The organism is Longitalea arenae, from assembly GCF_016924755.1.
GTDB lineage: Bacteria > Bacteroidota > Bacteroidia > Chitinophagales > Chitinophagaceae > Niastella > Niastella arenae.
Genome location: NZ_JAFFJX010000009.1, coordinates 140,460 through 161,473 on the forward strand (window position 1 = coordinate 140,460; position 21,014 = coordinate 161,473).

The following is a 21,014-nucleotide window of genomic DNA, read 5'->3' on the forward strand; positions in this document are numbered from 1 at the left end:
TATGCAATCATCAATTATTGAAACGCGGTGTCTGCATTTCGCTTTCCAAACCGGTCATAAGATACTCGATGATCTGAACCTGCAGGTGCCCGCCGGTAGCATATATGGATTCTTAGGTCCCAACGGTGCCGGTAAAACCACCACCTTGCGCTTGATATTGGGGTTATTAAAAAAGCAGGAGGGGGACATAACCGTGTTTGGTAAGCATTTCCAGGCCGATCGCCTGGATATATTAGCCCGCATTGGCTCACTCATTGAACAACCTTCGCTTTACCTGCATTTGACCGGCAAAGAGAACCTGGAAGTGGTCCGGTTAACGTACCAGGTAAATAAGAACCGTCTTGATGAAGTGCTGCAACTGGTGCAGTTGCAACATGCCGCTAATAAAAAAGTCAAAAGCTATTCGCTGGGTATGAAGCAAAGGCTGGCCATTGCCATTGCTTTGTTGCACGATCCAGAAGTGCTGATCCTTGACGAACCCACCAATGGCCTCGATCCGAGCGGCATTATTGAAACAAGGGAACTGATCAAACAACTGAACCGGGAATATGGGAAAACCATTCTTGTATCGAGTCACCTGCTGGCCGAGGTGGAAAAAATGGCTACGCATGTAGCGATTATTAACAAAGGAAAATTATTATTCCAGGGAAGTCTGCAGCAATTACAAAACCTAAAATCAAAACAATCGGCCATAGAAATTGAAGTAAATGATGTAGAGAAGGCCAGGCTGGTATTACAGGAAGAGTTTCCGGTAAAGCAGGTAAACGGCACCCGGCTTTTGCTCAACTATGAAAGCAGGGAACGCTCGGCGCAACTGAATAAATTACTGGTGCAGCAGGGATTAGACGTATACCAGCTGGCTATTACCCAAAACGATCTGGAAAATTTATTTATTCAAATTACCGCTCAATAATATGGTTGCTTCATTTATTCTAAATACAAAGGCCGAATTTTTGAAAAGCAAAGGTACGGCTGCATTTTGGTTGACCGTTGTTGGCGCCGCCTTCATACCAATCGTAAGTTTTATAAGGCTGGTGGCTCGCCCCGATCATTTTATCCGGGCGCTTAAAAAAGATCCCTGGCAAATGTTCATTAATGACAACTGGCAGGCCGGCGCATTTTTTCTGTTACCCGTGTTTGCAATCCTGGTAACCAGTTTGGTGGTGCAAACGGAATATAAAAATAACACCTGGAAGCAGGTGTATGCTTCTCCCCGCAGCATACTCGACATCTTTATGTCTCGGTTTATTGTTATTCATACGCTGATCCTGCTCGCCTTTGTCCTGTTTAACGCATTTATCATTATCACGGCCTGTGCTGCAAACCTGGTGCAAAAGGGATATAATTTTTTCGATCATCCGGTTCCCTGGAAGACATTATTTGCATTAACGGCAAAACTTTATTTTTCGGTGCTGGCCATTACCGCCATTCAATACTGGTTAAGTCTGCGCTTCCGGAATTTTATTATTCCGCTCGGCATCGGCTTGGCATTGCTGGTTACCGGGTTTATGATCCTTCAGTGGGACCAGCTATACTTTTATCCTTACATGTATCCCGTCGTATTTTTTTGGCCTTCTTTTCAGAAGAATCCGGCATTAGTCGATAAAGCGCAGGTATTTAATATGATCTGGTTTGCATTGGTCTTGCTGATTGCGCTTTGGGATATGGCTACCCGTAAAGAAAAAGGGTAAGGCTATTATGTCAGGTAATAATATTGAAGCTTTAAAAATGATCTATATGCAACTGCTGCTGCTCGTTTTATCCATTGTATTGCTGACGATCTTCGCCGGTAACAGGCGTGTTGTACCGGAGGCCGGTAACAATAAAATGGTAATGAAGTTGTACAAGCCCAGAGAAAAGAAAGTAAATCTTGCTTTTCCCGGCGACCGGCTTTCTGTTTATTCTTCCCGGTTCGATATGATCGTTAATTAATACAATAAAAGAATCTCACAGTTCCTTAAAACTCCGTTCCACTGCCCAGCCAGGCCATCATACCCATGCCGGTCTCAATGGCATTTTCATCAATATTAAAGGTAGGGGTATGTACACCGGATGTAATGCCTTTGGCTACATTCATTACGCCCAGCCGGTAAAAGCAGCCGGGAATATGGCGGGTATAATAACCGAAGTCTTCAGCGCCCATGCGTACTTCCGTAGTTTCCACTTTTTCTTTACCCATGTATTGCTCGGCCAGCGAACGGGCAATATTGTTCAATTTTTCATTGTTGTAAACGGCGGGATAACCTACGTCTATATGCAGATCGATCTCAGCGCCCATGCTGTGCACCAGTTCGGTTGCCTGTTTACGAATGAGCTCATGGGCTTTAAAACGCCATTCTTCATCCAGGGCGCGAAAAGTACCCATCAGCTTCACTTCGCTGGGTATCACATTGGTGGTATGTCCGCCCTGGATGGAACAGATAGATAATACAGAGGGAGAAAGCGGGTTCCTGTTGCGGCTGATGATCTGTTGTAAACTAACAATGAGCTGCGAGGCAATGAGAATGGTATCAGCTGTTAAATGCGGTGCTGCCGCATGTCCGCCTTTGCCTTTGATGGTTATATAAATTTCATCGGCGCTGGCCATTACCTGTCCGCCGCGAAAACTCAGTTTACCGGTCTCCAGTTGAGGATGTACATGCAAGCCGTAGATGCCTTGTGGTGCAGGATTTTCCAACACGCCTTCTTTAATGAGTATGCTGGCGCCGCCCGGGTTCCTTTCTTCGCCGGGTTGAAAGATCAGCTTTACAGTTCCTTCCCACTCGTCTTTTAATTCCTGTAAAATTTTTGCGGCGCCCAGCAGGCAGGTGGTATGCACATCGTGACCACAGGCATGCATCACACCTTCATTTTTAGATTTATAAGGAACATCATTTTGTTCGGTAATCGGCAGGGCATCCATATCGGCCCGCAGGGCGATCACCTTCTTCCCGGGGTTCTTACCCTTTATTAAACCTACAACACCGGTTTGGGCCATGACTGTATAGGGAATGCCAAATTCAGTCAGTTTATTTTGAATGAAGCGGGATGTTTCAAATTCCTGATAACTTAGTTCAGGGTGTGCATGTAAATGATGGCGAATATCTATAAACTCAGTGGAGTATGTTTTTGCCAGGCTTTGGATCTTCTTCTGTAAACTGCTCATAGCGACAAAGATAATCCGAAAGCGGCAAAAACCACCTTAGAGGGTCCCCGACTTATCGGGGTTCACCTCAATGATATCGCGGATAATGTACACACCGTTGGGGAAGAAGCGTTGAATGGCGGAAAGATAGGGTTCTGCCTCATTGCGGGTTTTAAAATCACCCACTTTCACTTTCATATAAGGCGATTTCCATTCAAGGTATGCTTTTAACTCTGGAAACTCCTGGTAAATTTTGGCTTTCGCGCTGTTGGCTTTATTACGGTCATTCGTATTCAGCACCAGTATTCTGAAACCCTGCACCCGGCTGCGGGCATCACGGGTAGTAAATTCATTGATCTCGATCTGTTTTTTTATCAGCATATCGATCCGCGGATCTTTATGCACAACAATACCGTTGCTGTCTGTTTGGGTTTGGGCAAACAAGCTGTGGGACAGGATTAATAATACACAACTGATAATGTATTTCATGAATATTATGTTTATAAAGCTGCATAATTGAGCTGGTACTGATTGATGTTGATGGTTTTATGCAGCCTCTATCAATTATTATACAAAATCTTCGCCAAAGATAATCCAGGAGCTTCCAGGTTGCAAGTACACGGCCTGCAAGTTTCAGGTTCAGGGATGTTCACCTGTTGCTGTTTTCCTTGTAACCTGTAACATGTAACCTGTAACAGCCTGCTAATACCCCGGACTCCCATTTGTTCCGGCGCCTGATATTATAGCAACTCCGGCGCTGGTTCCCAACCGGTTTGCACCGGTTTTTATATATTCCACGGCCTGCTCATAACTACGGATGCCGCCTGAGGCCTTGATCTGTATAGTAGACGGCAGGTTCGCCCGCATTAGTTGCACGGCTTCCAGGGTGGCGCCCTTTTCGGCATAGCCAGTAGAGGTCTTTAAAAAATCAACCCCGGCTTTTGCATATATTTCACAACAGGTAATGATCTCCTCATCGGTGAGGATCCCGCTTTCAATGATCACTTTTACCAGCCGGTTCTGGGCATGTGCTATTTCAACGATCGATTCCATTTCCAGCTCCAGGTACTGCCAGGCCTTATTTTTCAACGCCACCAGGTTGATCACCACATCCAGTTCGTCGGCGCCGTCCTGAATGGCCTGTTGTGCCTCGGCCATCTTGGCGCGGGCAACCGAATAACCAAACGGAAAACCTATGACCGTTGCCGTTTTAACCGTACTGTTGGCTAAGATCGACCGGGCGTTCTTTACCAATGGGGGTGGAATACAAACAGCAAAAAAATTGTACTGTAGCGCTTCTTCACATAATTTTTTTAGATCATTTATCGTTGTTGCGGGTTTTAGCAGGGTATGATCGATGTATTGCGCAATGTTCATGGAGCGTATTAACCGGTTAAGAAGTTTTTAACCCAACTAAATTAGTTCATTTAATTAAATTCGGCCTTTGTACGAGAATTTATTAAACCAAAAGCACATGAGAAAGTACTGTTTCTTTCCACCAGGAAAGCGCTGTTTCCTGTTGGGCCTGATGTTTATAACATACTTAGCTGCCAAAGCACAGATCACTTTTCCTGTCAACGGCATCGCTGATCCCCAGGCAAAATGTTTTGCGTTCACCAATGCCACCATTGTAAAGGATGCTCAAACCACAGTCTCCAATGCCACGCTGCTGATCCGCGAAGGTAAAATTATATCGGTGGGTACTTCGGTAAGCATTCCGAAAGACGCCGTAGTGGTTGATTGCAGCGGTAAATTCATTTACCCGTCCTTCATTGATATTTTCGGTGATTATGGTATTCCTGTTCCGCAAAGGCAGGGAGCGCCTTTCGATTTTCGCGCACCTGCACAGCTTACGTCCAATACCAAAGGCGTGTTTGGCTGGAACCAGGCAATCAAAAGCGAAATAGACGCCGCCAAACTGTTCAATACCGATGACGCCAAAGCAAGACCTTTGCGGGAGATAGGTTTTGGCGCTGTGCTCACGCATCAGAAAGATGGTATTGCGCGGGGTACTGGTGCACTGGTTACCCTGGCCGCCGAAAAAGAGAACCTGGTCATGCTGAAAGACAAAGCCTCGGCGCATTATTCGCTTTCCAAAGGCACTTCAACCCAAAGTTACCCTTCTTCCATGATGGGGGCCATTGCTTTGTTACGCCAAACCTACCTCGATGCACAGTGGTATAAGAGCAACCCGGCCGCTGAAGGCGTGAACCTGTCGTTAAAAGCGTGGAACGATAACCAGTCGCTGCCACAGATCTTCGATGCGGGCGATAAATGGAACGATCTGCGCGCCGATCGTATCGGCGATGAATTCGGCGTTCAATATATCATTAAAGGCGGGGGTAACGAGTATCAACGGATAAAAGATATTGCCGCTACAAAAGCCACCTATATTCTTTCACTCAACTTTCCGCAGGCGCTGGATGTGGAAGATCCCAATGATGCGCGCTTTGTTTCCCTGGGCGATATGAAGCACTGGGAACTGGCGCCTGCCAATCCGGCTGCTTTCGAAAAGGCGAATATCCCCTTCTGTTTAACAGCGGCGGAGCTGAAGGAACCGAAACAGTTCCTCGCCAATCTGCGCAAAGCCATTGAGTACGGCCTCAGTGACACCAAAGCGCTGGAAGCGCTTACCAAAACGCCGGCCACTGCATTAGGGGTGTACGATAAAGTGGGCAGTCTCGATGCCGGTAAAGTGGCGAATTTTATTATCACCACAGGAGAAGTGTTCAAAGAAAAAACGGTGATCCTGCAAAACTGGATCCAGGGTGACAAATACAGTATCAGGGATGAAAGCTGGACGCCCATCGCCGGGCAATATGCCATCCAGGTAAAATCGCCCCTTGGCACCAACAGCTATACACTTGATGTAAAAAGCAACACCGATGCCAGCATCATTGCCAAAGATACCATCAAGGCAAAGTTCAGCTATGACGGCAAGCTGGTTACCATCAGTTTTGCAACAGAAAAGAAACCCCGTGCTGCATCCATCCGCTTAGGCGGCAGCGTAAGCGGCGATATATGGAATGGCAATGGCGTGGATGCGGATGGGAATAATGTTTTGTGGACTGCCAGTTTCTCAAAAGCCGGTACGCCGGTACCGGATACCAGCAGGAAAAAAATGCAGGGCCCATTGGGTACCGTCCTCTTCCCTTTTAATGGGTATGGCTGGGATTCATTGCCCAAACCGGAAACCATATTGATAAAGAATGGTACGGTATGGACCAACGAAAAAGAAGGTAAGCTTGAGAATACAGATGTATTGATAAAGAATGGCAGGATCGCCCAGATCGGTAAAAACCTGTCTGACGCCAGTGCGAAGGTCATTGATGCAAGCGGCAAATTCGTTACGCCCGGGATCATCGATGAGCACTCGCATATTGCCGCTGCTTCTATCAACGAAGGCGCACAATCTGTAACCTCCGAAGTACGCATCGCTGATAACCTCAATCCCGAAGACATCAACATTTACCGCCAGCTGAGCGGCGGCGTCACTTCTTCGCATATCCTGCATGGTTCGGCCAATACGATTGGCGGACAAACCCAGCTGATCAAATTGCGCTGGGGAGCGAATGATGAAGAGCTGAAGTTCAAAGGCGCTGATCCATTCATCAAATTCGCATTGGGCGAGAACGTAAAACGCACCACCTCGCAGAACAATAACCGTTTTCCCGATACCCGTATGGGTGTGGAGGAAGTGTTGATGGATGCTTTTACACGGGCCTGCGAATATGAAAAGGGATGTAAGGAAGCGGAAGCAGGCTCAGCGCCGGTTACTAAAAAGAAAACGGCTGTTACCAGTGCTGCTGCCCCCGTGCGCCGCGACCTGGAGCTGGAAGCCCTGGTAGAGATCATGAATAAAAAGCGTTTCATTACCTGCCACTCCTATGTACAAAGCGAGATCACCGCTACGATGCGTGTGGCCGAAAAATTCAATTTCAAGGTAAATACCTTCACGCACATCCTCGAAGGTTATAAGGTGGCTGATAAGATGAAAGCCCATGGGGCCCATGCGTCTACTTTCAGCGACTGGTGGGCCTATAAAACGGAAGTACAGGACGCTATTCCCTACAATGCAACCCTCATGCAACGGGTAGGATTGAATGTGTGCATTAACTCAGACGATGCCGAGATGGCGCGCCGCCTGAACCAGGAAGCTGCCAAGAGTGTGAAGTACGGCGGTATGTCGGAAGAAGAAGCATTCAAGATGGTAACCCTGAACCCGGCCAAAGCCCTGCACGTGGATGATAAAGTAGGCAGTTTGAAGCCAGGCAAAGATGCTGATGTAGTGATATGGAGCGACCACCCGCTCAGCATTTATGCCAAAGCAGAAAAAACGATCGTGGATGGTATCGTGTATTTTGACCGCGCACGTGACCTGGAGCTGCGGAAAAAGATCGCGGCAGAAAGGAACCGCCTGGTGCAAAAAATGTTAGGGGAGAAGAAAAGCGGCAGCTCGGTAGCGCCGGCAACGCCCAGCTGGCAGGTTGTGCTGAGCTGTGGCGACCACGAGCACCACGATGGTTTGATCACCGTTGATGTAAACGAAAACGACGCGAATCAATAAGCAATCGACAATTGGCAATAGTTCTAAATGAAAATACAATGAAGAAAATAATCATATGCATACATTTTCTGGTAACTGCTCTTGCATTGCAGGCACAGGAAGATGTATACCCGGCCAAAGCGCATGCCGGTAAATTGTTCATTACTAACGGTACCATTCATGTTGGTAATGGCCAGGTCATTGAAAATGGCACCATTGAGGTGAATAATGGCAAGATCGTGCAGGTAGGCGCCAATATCACCGTAGCTGCCGATGCCAAAGTAGTTGATGTGAAAGGCAGGCAGGTATATCCCGGACTGATCTTACCGGTAACCGACCTGGGCTTGAAAGAGATCGCCAATGGCGTGAGAGGCTCGAACGACTTTTCTGAACTGGGCGACTACAACAACAGTATCCGCTCGATCGTTGCATACAATACCGATTCCAAGATCATCAATACCCTGAAAGCAAATGGTATTTTATTAGCTGGTATCACGCCGCAGGGCGGCATCATCAGCGGCTCTTCTTCTGTGGTGCAACTCGATGCCTGGAACTGGGAAGATGCTGCCTACAAAATGGACAATGCCATCCACCTGAACATGCCCACCTTTATCAGTCGCCCCAGCCGCTTTGCGCTTTTTGCGGGTATACCGCAGCCGCAAACCGATCCAACCAAAGAGGCGCTGAAGAAAATGGATGAGATCAAAGCCATGTTCCGCCAGGCAAAAGCCTACCTGCAGGAAAGCACCCACAAGGAAACCAACCTGAAGCTGGAAGCACTGAAGGGCCTTTTCAATAAGACCCAAAAGTTGTTTGTACATGCCAGCCAGGTGAAACAAATGCTCATTGCAATAGATTTTGTAAAGGAGTTTGGTTTTGATGTAGTGATCGTAGGCGGCAGTGAAAGCTACCAGATCGCCGACCTGCTGAAGCAATACAATATCGCCGTGATCCTGGAAGACGAGCATGCGCTGCCGACCGCAGAAGATGATGATGTTGACCAGCCTTTTAAAACACCTGCCCAGTTGCAAAAAGCCGGCGTATTGTTTGCCCTGAATGACGAACATGCCGAAAGCCGTTACCGTAACCTGCCATTTAATGCCGGTACTGCAGCGTCATATGGATTAACGAAGGAACAGGCCTTACAGGCGATTACGTTGAACGCAGCGAAGATCCTTGGCGTTGATGATAAAACAGGATCGCTGGAAGCCGGTAAGGATGCCAATATTATAATAAGCGAAGGCGATATTCTCGATATGCGCACCAGCATTATTACATATGCTTTTATCCAGGGCCGTGAAGTAAGTCTTGAGAACAAGCAAAAGCAATTGTACGATCGCTATAAATACAAATATGAGCTGAAGTAAACAATAAGTACTTACAGCACAAAGGTGTGCCAGGTTTCCAGGCAGGGCGAGGGAAACACTGGTACACCTTTGTTGTTTAACGGTATTTTGATAAAGATCAAAAAGTATCAGTAACAACATGATATATATTAGGAATTCTTTCTTAGAGCGCCGTATTGCAGTAAATTAAGTGCTTCACCATTTCTGTACTTGTAACCAAATTGACTAGCATATGAAAAAAATTCTGGTAATAGTTGGCGCTATTATATGCACGACTGTAGTATTCTTTTACTGCGATCAAGCCAAAACAGGCCCGGAAAATCAGCAGCTTGCCGTTAAAGGCGCCGTGACGCCCGATAGTATGGTAAAGCGGGGCAGATACCTGGTGACCATTATGGGCTGCAACGATTGTCATACTCCTAAGAAAATGGGGCCGAAGGGACCCGAATTTGATACCGACAGAATGTTGTCGGGCCATCCGGCTGAGATGCCGGTAGCGAAATATGATGCCGGCACTGCTAAAAACTGGATATTATTCAACCAGATGCTCACCAATTATGTAGGGCCCTGGGGCATTTCTTATTCTGCGAACCTCACGCCCGATTCCACCGGTATTGGCAGCTGGACCGAACAGCAGTTCTTCAAAGCCATCCGGGAAGGAAAATACAAAGGGCTCGATAATAGCCGCCCACTGTTGCCGCCGATGCCCTGGCAGGAATTCAGCCATGCAAGTGATGAAGATCTGAAAGCGATCTTTGCGTACCTGAAATCGATCAAGCCGGTCAGGAATGTAGTGCCTGCCGCCAGGATCAATAATATGCAACAGCAACAATAAAAAGGCAAAAAGGCACAAAAGGCAGAGAGCAAAAGGCAAAGAGGCGATAAAAGCAAAACGCAAGGGCCAACAAGTAATAGGAATAGGTAATAAGCAAGCCTAGAGTTGAACAAGTTGGCTTCATTTGTTGGTGCCTGTAACCACATCGATCAACGCAAGCCTGGCCCTGCAGTTTTTGCGTTTTACGTTTCATGATAATCCTGTATCTTCCGCATAAAGAAACACTATCCTTTATGCACACAGGATCATTCTTCCGCATTTGCCTGCTTTGTTCGTTGGTTGTTTTTATTGCAGGCTGCAAGAGCGTAAATAAAGTTCAGACAGGTAAAAAAGGCTGGGTGTCTTTATTCAACGGCCGCGACATAAACGACTGGATCGTAAAGATCAACCACCACGAGGTGGGGGTGAATTTCGGAAACACCTTCCGCGTTGAAGACAGCATGATCAAAGTGCGGTACGATCAGTACGGCGCTTATAATGATCAGTTCGGTCATCTGTATTATAAAACACCGTTTTCCTATTATCACCTGGTGGTGGAATACCGATTTGCCGATGAATGGAAAAAGGATGCTCCTCCATACACATTGTTGAACAGCGGCATCATGTTCCATTCACAAGACCCCCGCTCCATGCCCAAAGAGCAGAACTGGCCGATCTCTATAGAATTTCAGTTACTGGCCGGCTTGGGCGATGGTAAACCGCGCACTACCGGCAACATGTGTTCTCCCGGCACGCATATCGTTTACAATGGCAAACTCGATACCAGGCATTGTATAAATTCTACGTCCAAAACATACGATAAGAACGAATGGGTACGTGCAGAATTGCTTGTGCTGGGCGACTCCCTGATCACGCATATTGTAAACGGTGATACGGTAATGCAATATTCCAAACCGCAAATAGGCGGGGAAGTGGTTCAGAACTTTGATCCGAAGATGAAACAGGATGGAAAGATCTTATCATCCGGATTCATTGCCCTGCAAAGCGAGGGGCAGCCAATTGATTTCAGGAAGGTTGAAATTAAGGACTTGGCAGCGGAGTTGGGAGGTAGGAAGTAGTTGCAGGTTTCATGTTACAAGTTGCAGGTCGCCGGTCACCGGTTACCGGATCTGCAATCTGTATATGTTACAGCGTTGCAAGCTGCAGAAGCATTTACTTATAAGACCCTTGTAGCCTGAAACATGCAACCTGTAAACTATCCAAGGAGAGAGCACACTCATTTTTATTAACTACGAATTTAATAACCTGAAGGGCCGTAAACGCGGAATCCACCTGGGCACATGTTTCTTGTATTTAAGGTAATCGCTGCCAAAGCGCTGCATCATGCTGCGTTCTTCCACAAAAATAAAATAAAGCGTATTAATGATAAAGAAGGCTACGGCCCATGCCAGGATATTGGTTGAATACAACATGAGTCCTTCCCCGGTTATCATAAAGAATACACCCGAGATCATCGGATTCCGGCAATAGCGGTAAGGCCCTTCCACGATCAGTTTCCTGGTGGGCTCCCAGGGCGCCAGCGTTCCCTGGCCCAATGTTTTGAAGAGAAATACAGTATACACAAACAGGGCAGAGCCGGCAACAGCAATGAGCCAGCCGGTGAGTTTAACGGGCAGGGTATGAGGTATGATCAGGTCTTTGCTGTCGTATAACAAATAAGGTACAATAAATGTAACGGTAAAGGGCAATATAAGAATATCACGAAAGTGTTTTGCAATTGACGGCGACTCCATATGTGCAATAATTTATGCTTTTAAAACAAATGCTACACGGTAAAATTCATACCCTTTTTCAGGGCGATCAGGCAAGTACAAATCGCGGTAATCAGATGCTCCGGAGTCTTCAGTGGTACGAGATAGCAGCTGGTTGATCCCAGCCATTACATTTAAAGAACTAAAATACGGTGTTTTGTCAGAAATTGGCGGTTGAACGAAGGAAAATTACCGGTAAGTGGTACTGTAATGTTGCAATAAAAAAGCATCCCGGCATATGCGGGATGCTTTACAAAAATATAATGTATCAATCTTATGCTACATCGCGTCCATGACAATTCTTGAACTTCTTGCCGCTGCCACAGGGACAAGGATCGTTGCGGCCAACTTTGGGACCTACACGAACCGGCTCCTGTCTTACAGGATCTTCGTACTGGTCGCGTTCATTGGCTGCATAATCATCGCCGCGGGCATCTATTTCTTCCTTATTGGCGCGCATGCGGCTCATATCGGTCTTTTGCTCATGTCCTTCCCGGATCTGTGCCTGTTGCTGGTTGCCGGGCGCCTGTTGTTCAACCGGTATACCTGCGTGGCATAAGAAGCTGATGATGTCTTTGTTTACATCACTGTCCATTTGTTTGAACTGGTCATAGGCAGTGATCTTATAAATCACCAGCGGATCTTTTTGCTCGAGGTAAGCTGTTTGTACACTTTGCTTCAGGTCGTCCATCGCACGTAAATGCTCTTTCCACGCTTCGTCGATTACAGCCAGGGTTATTTGTCTTTCCAGGGCGCTGATCAGTTCGCGGCCCTCGGTCTCGAGGGTCTTGTTGAGGTTGGCCAGCACCTGTAATCCCTTTTTGTTATCGGTGAAGGGTACTACCACATTTTCAATATGGCTGCCCTGTGTTGCCCGGATGTTCTGGAACACCGGTACGGCCTGCCGTTGCAGTTCTGCTGTTTTATGCTGATAGCGGGCGATCGCTTCCTGGTATAATTTCTCGGCCAGGTCGTTGGCTTTGCCTTTCTCAAATTCTTCGGCGGCTATAGCGCTGTCGATACCGAAGTTTACAATAGCTGCCAGCTTAAAGCCTTCGTAGTCATTTTGTTCCTGGAAGGAATTCACCAGGCCTTCTGCAACAATGTAGAAGGCGTTATCGAGGTCAAGCGCCAAACGGTCACCGAACAACGCGTGGTTACGTTTTTTGTACACCACATTACGTTGTTTGTTCATTACGTCGTCGTATTCAAGCAAACGTTTACGGATGCCAAAGTTGTTTTCTTCCACTTTCTTTTGAGCGCGCTCAATGCTCTTCGTGATCATGCTGTGCTGGATCACTTCGCCTTCTTTATAACCAAAACGGTCCATGATGCTGGCGATGCGTTCGCTGCCGAACAGGCGCATGAGGTCATCTTCTAGTGATACATAGAACTGGGAAGTTCCTGGGTCACCCTGACGGCCGGCACGACCACGCAACTGTCGGTCAACGCGGCGGCTTTCATGGCGTTCGGTGCCAATGATGGCTAAACCGCCTGCTTCTTTTACGCCGGGCCCCAGTTTAATATCGGTACCACGGCCGGCCATGTTGGTAGCGATGGTAACCGCTCCCGGTAAACCGGCTTCTGCCACTACCTGTGCTTCCTTGGCGTGCTGTTTGGCGTTTAATACGTTGTGCGGGATCTTTTTACCCTGCAGCATCTTGCTCAGCAATTCACTCACTTCCACCGAGGTAGTACCTACCAGTACCGGCCGGCCGGCATTGCGCAGGTTTTCTATTTCGTCGATAACTGCTTTATACTTCTCGCGTTTGGTTTTGTATACCAGGTCTTCCTGGTCTTTACGGATAGCGGGCACATTCGTTGGAATAGTAACCACATCCAGCTTGTAGATATCCCAGAACTCCGATGCTTCGGTTACCGCAGTACCCGTCATACCGGCCAGTTTGTGGTACATGCGGAAATAGTTCTGTAAAGTGATGGTAGCGTAGGTTTGTGTAGCTGCTTCGATCTTTACATTTTCCTTGGCTTCAATGGCCTGGTGTAAACCGTCGCTGTAGCGGCGGCCATCGAGAATACGGCCTGTTTGTTCGTCTACGATCTTCACCTGTCCGTCCATAACTACGTATTCTACATCTTTGTCGAACAAGGTATAGGCTTTCAGCAATTGTTGTACGGTGTGAATACGATCGGCCTTGATCGTGTATTCATTGAGAACGGCTTCTTTGCGTTGCAATTTCTCTTCGGCGCTCACCTCAGATTTATCTATTTCCGCCAGGTGAATACCAATATCGGGCAGCACGAAGAACTCTGCATCTTCACCTGCCCTGGTGATGGCCTGAATACCTTTATCGGTTAAGTCAACCGAGTTATTTTTTTCATCTATGTGAAAGAATAGCTCTTCATCTACTACCGGCATTTGTTTTTGCTGATCGGCCAGGTAATAGTTCTCGGCTTTCTGCAGTTTTACTTTGATGCCGGGCTCGCTCAGGAATTTAATGAGGGCGCTGTGTTTGGGCAAACCGCGGTAAGCGCGCATCAATGAAAGGCCGCCTGTTTTCGGATCATCATCGCCCGCTTCGAACATTTTCTTTGCTTCGATCAGGTTCTTGTTCACCACCTGTTTTTGCATTTCAACCAGGTTACGCACGCGGTCGCGTAATATGTGGTATTGCTGGTCATCGCCGCGGGGAACAGGACCCGAAATGATCAATGGCGTACGCGCATCGTCGATCAATACGCTATCCACCTCATCCACCATGGCGAAATGGTGCTTGCGTTGAACCATTTCTTCAGGAGTATGCACCATGTTATCGCGGAGGTAATCGAAACCGAATTCGTTATTGGTGCCATACGTGATATCGGCCTGGTAAGCTTTTCTTCTTTCGGCACTGTTGGGCTGATGTTTGTCGATGCAGTCAACGGTAAGACCCAGCCATTCGAAAATGGTTCCGTTCCATTCAGAGTCACGTTTGGCCAGGTAATCGTTCACGGTTACGATGTGTACGCCTTCACCAGCCAGCGCATTCAGGTAAGCCGGCAGGGTACTCACCAGGGTTTTACCTTCACCCGTTGCCATTTCAGAGATCTTGCCCTGATGTAATACGGTTCCACCGATCAGCTGTACATCATAATGAACCATGTTCCAGGTGATCAGGTTGCCGCCGGCATTCCAGCTGTTTTTGAAGATAGATTGATTGCCCTGTATAGTAACGTAATCTTTTTTAACACTGAGCTCGCGGTCGAGCTCGGTAGCCGTGGCTACTATTTCTGCATTTTCCTTGAAGCGGCGTGCGGTTTCTTTCACTACAGCGAATGCTTCCGGGTGAATCTCCTTCAGGATCTCCTCAATTTGTTTATCCCGCTCTTTAAGGAGGGCGTCTACCTGCTGGTAAATAGCGTCTTTACCAACGATATCGCTGAACGGCAAGGCTTCCGCCTGTTTATTGAGATCGGCGATCTCTTCGTCGATCTTTTGCAGGTGGGCTTTTATCCGGTTCCTGAATTCCTGGGTTTTATTGCGTAACTCATCGTTAGACAGCGACTGGTAAGCAGTAAAGTTCTTATTGATCTGGTCTACAATCGGAAGGATGGTTTTAATATCCTTTTCCGACTTGCTTCCCCCGAACATTTTTGAAAGAAAACCTAACATGATATAGCGGTTAATTATTTTTTTAAAGATTACAAACCTACAGCTGGTCAAAAAGGATGCTACAGTTTGGCAGCTAGCCAATTTGACAGGGACGTCAAAGGTAAGAAAAAGCGGGCAGTTGGCCTGATAGAAGTCAATGGTTTGCAGGCAATAATTGCACCTTTTGGCCACCGGCCGGGCTTTACGCATGTGAAAAGGGGGAATATAATTGTCTGGGCGGTTTGCAGTTTCTGCCTGGGCTTTTAAATGCCGGAAATTTCAGCTCCCGGTTTACGGCCGCTACAGGCAGCGCCTGCACCCGGTGCCAGCCCTGTTCAATGCTTACTCCGGGTTTGAAGGGGGCCATCTGCGGCAATTTGCCCTGGTTGGCAGCTACCTGTACTGTAAGTGTCCCCTAGATGTCTCGTACCTTTAAAGGAACGGCTTATATACGGGACATCTACGGGATATGTACGAAACAAGTACGAGACTTCCCTGCATCTGGTACGGCAATAGCCCGGCACTGGGTTACTCCCGGCCAGTAAGCTGGTAATACCATTTGCGTCGGAAATTTGTTCGGTGGTAAAACGAAATGGATTCTAATGCAATGATGATCAGTGTAATTGGCAGTGGCAGTGGCCGTTTCCTACACCAACTGATACATTTTACCGGGGAGGGCCAGCACCAGGTTTTGTAGTTCGAGGTTGAGGATGGCGGCCGCCATGGAGCTGGTGCTGAATCCGCAGCGAAGATTCAATTCGTCGATATGCACAGGTTGTTTTTCCTGAAGGATGTCTACAATCGTTTTCTCGGCTTCATTTAAGTTAACGAAAAGTTCTTTTTGGGACTGGATCTTTTTCGCCGCAGGCAGATCCCAGCCGAGTATTTCTGCCAATTCCCGGGTTTCTGTGACTAAAACCGCTTTATTGTTTTTGATAAGGGCATTGCAGCCTGCACTTTTGGCATCGGTTACCCGCCCGGGAAAAGCAAAAACATCACGGTTATAGCCGTTCGCCAGGTCTGCCGTGATCATGCTGCCCCCTTTTACGCCGGTTTCAATGACCACTACGGCATCACACATGCCGGCCACTATGCGGTTGCGGATGGGAAAATGGTGCTTTTCCGCCGTAACGTCGCTGAAATATTCCGTAAGCAATCCGCCGCCCTGTTTTACCATGTCTTTTGCCAGCGTAGTATGTTCAGACGGATACAGGGAATCGAGCCCATGGGCCAGTACGCCAACAGTAGGCAGGTCATTTTTGAGCGCCGCTTTATGGGCAATGGCATCAATGCCGAATGCGAGCCCGCTCACCACCAGCACATCATAGGCGGCCAGTTCCGATACGAGCTTTTCGGTAAGTTGTTTGCCGTAGCTGCTGTGATGCCGGGTTCCGATAACCGCTATTACTCTGGGGGCGTTGAGATCGGTTTCTCCCCGGTAAAAAAGCAGGGTAGGGGAATCGTAACAATGCAGCAACCGTTGAGGATATTCGGGTTGGTTGATGAACAGCGGCCGGATCTTATATTTCTCAATAAAGGTGATCTCTTTTTCGGCCTCGGCAAACTGCTTAAAAGATTTAATGCACCGGGCGCGTACTGATCCGATGCCTTCTGTTTTTTCAAGGTCGGCAATACGTGCTTTGAAGATGGCTTCCGCCGTTTGAAATTGTTGTATTAAGAGTTTGGCATGTACGCAACCGATTTGGGGTACCTGGGTTAATGCCAGCTGGTATAGCAGATCGTTAGTTATCGTCGTCATGGTTAATGGGCCATTGAAACTTTAACTAAGATACGGGCTTTCGTGGTATTAAGGAGCTTTATCGGTTACAAGTTCCAGGTTACATGATACAAGGAATACAGGTACACAAAGGCAAAGCCCTGAAACCTGCAACCTGTAACCTGGAACTGATTCCCAGGGATAGTTATGCATTAAGCTGAGTACTATTATTGACTAACCACCTGCAACTCCGTTCTTCTATTCTGCGCTCTTCCCTGTTCACTATCATTATCGGCAATGGGTTTGGTGGCGCCATACCCTTTGAAGCTAAGGCGGGCCGCTTCAATGCCTTTGCCTGCCAGGTATTTCACTACGGCCTGCGCCCGGTTGTTCGACAGGGTCATGTTGTCGGCCGCTTTACCGATATTATCGGTATGTCCGCTGATCTGGATCTTCAGGGTTGGGTTTTCTTTTAGCAGCTGAAAAATATTATCGAGTTCAATGGTAGATTCCGGTTTCAGATCGAATTTGCCCAGGTCGAAGAAAATGTTTTTCAGCACCACGCTGGCATTTGCTTCAATGGGTTGTAAAGGAATGTCAATATTGTACGTGGAATCAGGGGCTTTCTGGCTCAATGGAAAATTCTCTGAGAAGAACAGGTACCCGCGGCGTTTTACATTGAACGCATAATCTTTACCAACAGGTAAGGTGATGAGGTAATTGCCGGTAGCATCTGTTTGAACGCGGCTTAATACTTCGCGGCTGTTCAGGTCGGTTAGTTCAACAGCGGATGGCAATCCTTTGGTGGTTTTTTTATCGAACACTTTTCCTTTCACCCAAAGTGTGCGGGCCGGGCGCACATCTTCCCTTAATTCAAATCTGTACAGATCGAGCCCGCCGCGGCTGTCGCTGCGGTCGCTGGTATAATAAGCGGTTTTTCCATCGGCGGCAATTACCAGGCTGCCTTCGTTTTCGATGGTATTAATGGGATAACCAAGATTAACGGGTTTTGACCAGCCCTTAGCCTGTTTTTTTGCCATGAACAGGTCGCTGCCGCCATAGCCCAGGTGGCCGCCCGATGTAAAGTACAGGGTTTGGTTATCGGCATGAATGAAAGGCGCATTCTCATCACCGATAGAATTTATTTCAGGCCCCAGGTTTTCCGGATCGCTCCAGCGGCCATTCGGTAACAGGTGACTTACATACAGGTCCTGACCGCCATAACCTCCCAGTCGGCTGCTGGCAAAATACAGGTCGCGCTTATCGGGCGAGAGGCAGGGCGCCGATTCCCAGGCCTCGGTATTTATCCGGTTGCCCATGTTCTCGGGTTTGCTCCAGCCATCGGGTGTTAAGTAAGAAATATAGAGGTCGCAGCTGCCTAATCCATAGGGAAAATTGCAACCGGTGAAGATGAGCCACTGCCCATCCTGCGAAATGTTCTGGGCGCCTTCGTTCAGATTCGAATTGATATCGCCGGGCAAAGGCTGTGCTTTTGTCCAGTGGCCATTTTCAAACTTCGATTCATAGAATTCCTCATTCCCATTTACCCGGCGGGTAAAAATGAATTCTTTGTCGTCGATGGTAAGGGTGGGAAAATATTCAAGGTGGTTGCTGTTAATGCTATCGCCCATGTTCTGCGGTTCGAAGCGGTAATTGCCGTTGGGGTGTTGCTTACTGTATTCGATGGCAAATTCATAGGTCTTGCGGCGGTAATCAGCTGCCTTCCTGCTTTGTTCATTCAGGTTAGGCAGGGACTGGAAATCGTTCAATGCATTGAGCGCTTTCTCAAATTCGCCGATGCCGGCGAGGTTAATCGAGTAGGGCAGGTTATAATCCTTAAACCAGTTGCTATCGATAGCCTTTGCTTTTTCATAGTACTCAATAGCGCTTTTATAATTTTTCTGTTCAGAATATAAACCGGCAATGGAAAGAAAAGCTTCCAGGTAACGCGGTTCTATTTTTATGGCATCGTGCAGTGTCTTTATGCTTTCATTGTACTGGCCGTTCATGGCGATGCCATATGCTTTTTCAAACAGGGCTTTTGCTTTCTTACTCACTTTATCAGGATCGTACTGCGCCTGTGCTGTGGAACAGAAGAGGGCGGCAAAAATGGATATTGTAATTAGTTTCTTAATCATCTGGTGCTTTTGATCGTGAATGGTCGATGGTCAATGGCAATGGAGAATAGTTCCCTATAAACCGGCATTCTTTTTACCATTTATATTCCGTCACTGTTTTGATCGCGCGTTGTTCTGCTTCAAAATCAGTGCGGTTTTGAAAATTAAAGATAAAAAATGTGTCAGGTTTTAAAGAAAAACCTGCTTTTCACCTCTAAGATGCGAATAGCGTCCCAAAAGTTTGTAAGAAACTGTTATAAATGATGGGAAGGCGGTGCTAATCAACGCAAACTACGGCACATGAATGTATTTATGCAGCTGCAGGGAAAATTCCCAGCGGGGATTGGCCTTGATATAATCAATGATCAGCGGCGTTACAACGGCCGATTTGCTCCATTCCGGTTGCAGATAGAGTTTACAGGCTGGTGAAACCAGTGCTGCGTACTTTTCGGCCCAGTCAAAATCGCTCTTGTTGAAAATAACTACTTTGAGCTCATTGGCCAGCGGTAGTATTCCGGGCAGGGGCGCTTTGAATTTTTTGGGCGAAAGGCAGATCCAGTCCCAGGAACCGCTCACCGGCCAGGCGCCGGATGTTTCTATATTGGTTTGAAAGCCGGCTTCATGCAGGGCGTCGGTGAGGGCATCGAGATTGTGCATCAGCGGTTCACCCCCGGTGATCACTGCCAAGCGGCCGGGAAAGGCACTGGCTGCGGTCACCATGTCGTGAATGCTTTGTTGCGGATGTTTGGCCGCTTCCCAGCTTTCTTTTACATCGCACCACACGCATCCTACATCACATCCGCCAAGGCGAATGAAGTAAGCAGCTTTTCCCTGGTGGTAACCTTCTCCCTGAAGGGTATAGAAGGCTTCCATTACAGGATATTGGACAATATCTATTTCAGGTTTTGTCATTACATCTTTGTTCATGAATATAACAGTGCATGTGCTAATATGTTGCTCTGCATGTGCTAATTTGCTAATTAGCTGATTTGCTGATGCTGTATTACCGGGCTGGCAGCCTGGTCTCGCGCATCTCAACGGGGCATTAGCAAATCAGCACATCAGCTAATCAGCCCATCAGTTTTTAGTGTTTAAGCAAGCAGGCATTGTACGTATTTGTCATAAGTGCGGCAATGGTCATAGGGCCTACGCCACCCGGAACGGGGGTGATCCAGGAACATTTAGGAGCAACGGTATCAAACTCTACATCGCCTTTTAAGGCATAGCCTCTTTTTTTGGTAGCGTCGGGAACGCGGGTGATACCTACATCGATCACAATGGCGCCGTCTTTTACCATATCGGGTTTTACAAATTCTGGCCGGCCTAAAGCAGCTACAATAATATCTGCCTGCAGGCAGATTTCTCTCAGGTTCTTTGTATGCGAATGGCAAATGGTGACGGTGCAATTGCCGGGATTGCTGTTGGCGCTGAGCAGAATGCTCATGGGACGGCCAACAATATTGCTGCGGCCGATCACTACAGCATGCATGCCCTTGGTATTGATCTTATAATGCTCCAGCATAAGCATAATGCCATGCGGCGTTGCGGGTATAAAGGTGGGAAGCGACTGTACCATTTTTCCTACGCTCACCGGGTGAAAGCCGTCAACGTCTTTGGAAGGATGAATGGCATTGATCACTTTTTCATCTGAAATATGTTTAGGCAGGGGCAACTGTACCAGGATACCGTCCACATCCATATCATTGTTCAGTTCCTCTATGGTTTCCAGCAGCTTGAACTCGCTGATAGATTCATCGAGGCGAATGAGGGTAGAATGAAAGCCGATCTCTTCGCAGGTCCTTACTTTGGAACCCACATAGGTTTCACTGGCCCCATTATTACCAACCAGCACAGCAGCCAGGTGTGGTACCTTTTTACCTTCGGCTACCAGTTGAGCCACTTTTATTTTCAATTCATCCTTCGTTGCCTGTGATACAAGCTGCCCGTCTAAAATTTTCATGGCGCAAAGGTAAAGTGCTGCGGTAAGTT

16 protein-coding genes are annotated in these 21,014 nt (G+C 47.5%); 7 read left to right on the forward strand and 9 right to left on the reverse strand.

The features are described from left to right. The first annotated feature begins 1 nt into the window (after position 1). From JT717_RS18415 to JT717_RS18425, 3 genes are read left to right on the forward strand one after another with little or no spacing between them, the layout of a single operon-like run. A complete protein-coding gene (locus JT717_RS18415; RefSeq protein ID WP_205512271.1) occupies positions 2-913 on the forward strand; it encodes an ABC transporter ATP-binding protein in 912 nt (303 codons plus the stop codon). A 40-nt stretch (positions 914-953) separates the two neighbouring features. After that, positions 954-1,691 carry an ABC transporter permease gene (locus JT717_RS18420; RefSeq protein ID WP_205512273.1) on the forward strand — a complete coding sequence of 246 codons (738 nt, stop codon included), beginning with the start codon at positions 954-956 and terminating at the stop codon, positions 1,689-1,691. Positions 1,692-1,698: 7 nt separating this feature from the next. After that, complete coding sequence (locus JT717_RS18425; RefSeq protein ID WP_205512274.1) at positions 1,699-1,932, forward strand: hypothetical protein; 234 nt, start codon at positions 1,699-1,701, stop codon at positions 1,930-1,932. Positions 1,933-1,957: 25 nt separating this feature from the next. On the opposite strand, the gene JT717_RS18430 is transcribed toward JT717_RS18425, so the two are convergent. From JT717_RS18430 to deoC, 3 genes are all read right to left on the reverse strand, one after another. Continuing rightward, positions 1,958-3,145, reverse strand: coding sequence for a M20 metallopeptidase family protein (locus tag JT717_RS18430; RefSeq protein WP_205512276.1), 1,188 nt, complete (start codon positions 3,143-3,145; stop codon positions 1,958-1,960). A gap of 36 nt (positions 3,146-3,181) precedes the next feature. Continuing rightward, on the reverse strand, positions 3,182-3,613 hold the full coding sequence (locus tag JT717_RS18435) for an SPOR domain-containing protein (RefSeq protein WP_205512278.1): 432 nt from the start codon (positions 3,611-3,613) through the stop codon (positions 3,182-3,184). 213 nt (positions 3,614-3,826) lie between these two features. Continuing rightward, positions 3,827-4,501: a deoxyribose-phosphate aldolase gene (gene deoC, locus JT717_RS18440; RefSeq protein WP_205512281.1), complete on the reverse strand. Its 675-nt coding sequence runs from the start codon at positions 4,499-4,501 to the stop codon at positions 3,827-3,829. Positions 4,502-4,598: 97 nt separating this feature from the next. On the opposite strand from deoC, the gene JT717_RS18445 reads away from it, so the two are divergent. The 4 genes from JT717_RS18445 (at position 4,599) to JT717_RS18460 (ending at position 10,909) form a co-directional block, all read left to right on the forward strand. Further along, entirely contained in the window at positions 4,599-7,691 is a 3,093-nt protein-coding gene (locus tag JT717_RS18445) for an amidohydrolase family protein (RefSeq protein WP_205512283.1), read from the forward strand. Between the two features lie 38 nt (positions 7,692-7,729). Beyond that, complete coding sequence (locus tag JT717_RS18450) at positions 7,730-9,037, forward strand: amidohydrolase family protein (protein WP_205512285.1); 1,308 nt, start codon at positions 7,730-7,732, stop codon at positions 9,035-9,037. Positions 9,038-9,248: 211 nt separating this feature from the next. After that, on the forward strand, positions 9,249-9,851 hold the full coding sequence (locus tag JT717_RS18455; RefSeq protein WP_205512287.1) for a c-type cytochrome: 603 nt from the start codon (positions 9,249-9,251) through the stop codon (positions 9,849-9,851). Between the two features lie 233 nt (positions 9,852-10,084). Continuing rightward, positions 10,085-10,909, forward strand: coding sequence for a 3-keto-disaccharide hydrolase (locus tag JT717_RS18460; protein WP_205512289.1), 825 nt, complete (start codon positions 10,085-10,087; stop codon positions 10,907-10,909). Between the two features lie 171 nt (positions 10,910-11,080). Here JT717_RS18460 and JT717_RS18465 read toward each other — a convergent pair whose 3' ends face one another. The 6 genes from JT717_RS18465 to folD all read right to left on the reverse strand — a co-directional run bounded on the left by JT717_RS18465 (position 11,081) and on the right by folD (position 20,985). After that, positions 11,081-11,584, reverse strand: coding sequence for a methyltransferase family protein (locus JT717_RS18465; RefSeq protein WP_205512291.1), 504 nt, complete (start codon positions 11,582-11,584; stop codon positions 11,081-11,083). 292 nt (positions 11,585-11,876) lie between these two features. Beyond that, positions 11,877-15,212, reverse strand: a complete 3,336-nt coding sequence (secA, locus tag JT717_RS18470; RefSeq protein ID WP_205512293.1) for a preprotein translocase subunit SecA — start codon at positions 15,210-15,212, stop codon at positions 11,877-11,879. 625 nt (positions 15,213-15,837) lie between these two features. After that, positions 15,838-16,950, reverse strand: a complete 1,113-nt coding sequence (gene dprA, locus JT717_RS18475; RefSeq protein ID WP_240348227.1) for a DNA-processing protein DprA — start codon at positions 16,948-16,950, stop codon at positions 15,838-15,840. 185 nt (positions 16,951-17,135) lie between these two features. After that, complete coding sequence (locus tag JT717_RS18480; protein ID WP_205512295.1) at positions 17,136-19,046, reverse strand: OmpA family protein; 1,911 nt, start codon at positions 19,044-19,046, stop codon at positions 17,136-17,138. A gap of 270 nt (positions 19,047-19,316) precedes the next feature. Next, a complete protein-coding gene (locus JT717_RS18485) occupies positions 19,317-19,937 on the reverse strand; it encodes a 7-carboxy-7-deazaguanine synthase QueE (protein WP_205512297.1) in 621 nt (206 codons plus the stop codon). A gap of 172 nt (positions 19,938-20,109) precedes the next feature. Then, a complete protein-coding gene (gene folD / locus JT717_RS18490) occupies positions 20,110-20,985 on the reverse strand; it encodes a bifunctional methylenetetrahydrofolate dehydrogenase/methenyltetrahydrofolate cyclohydrolase FolD (protein WP_205512298.1) in 876 nt (291 codons plus the stop codon). Positions 20,986-21,014 lie beyond the last annotated feature (29 nt).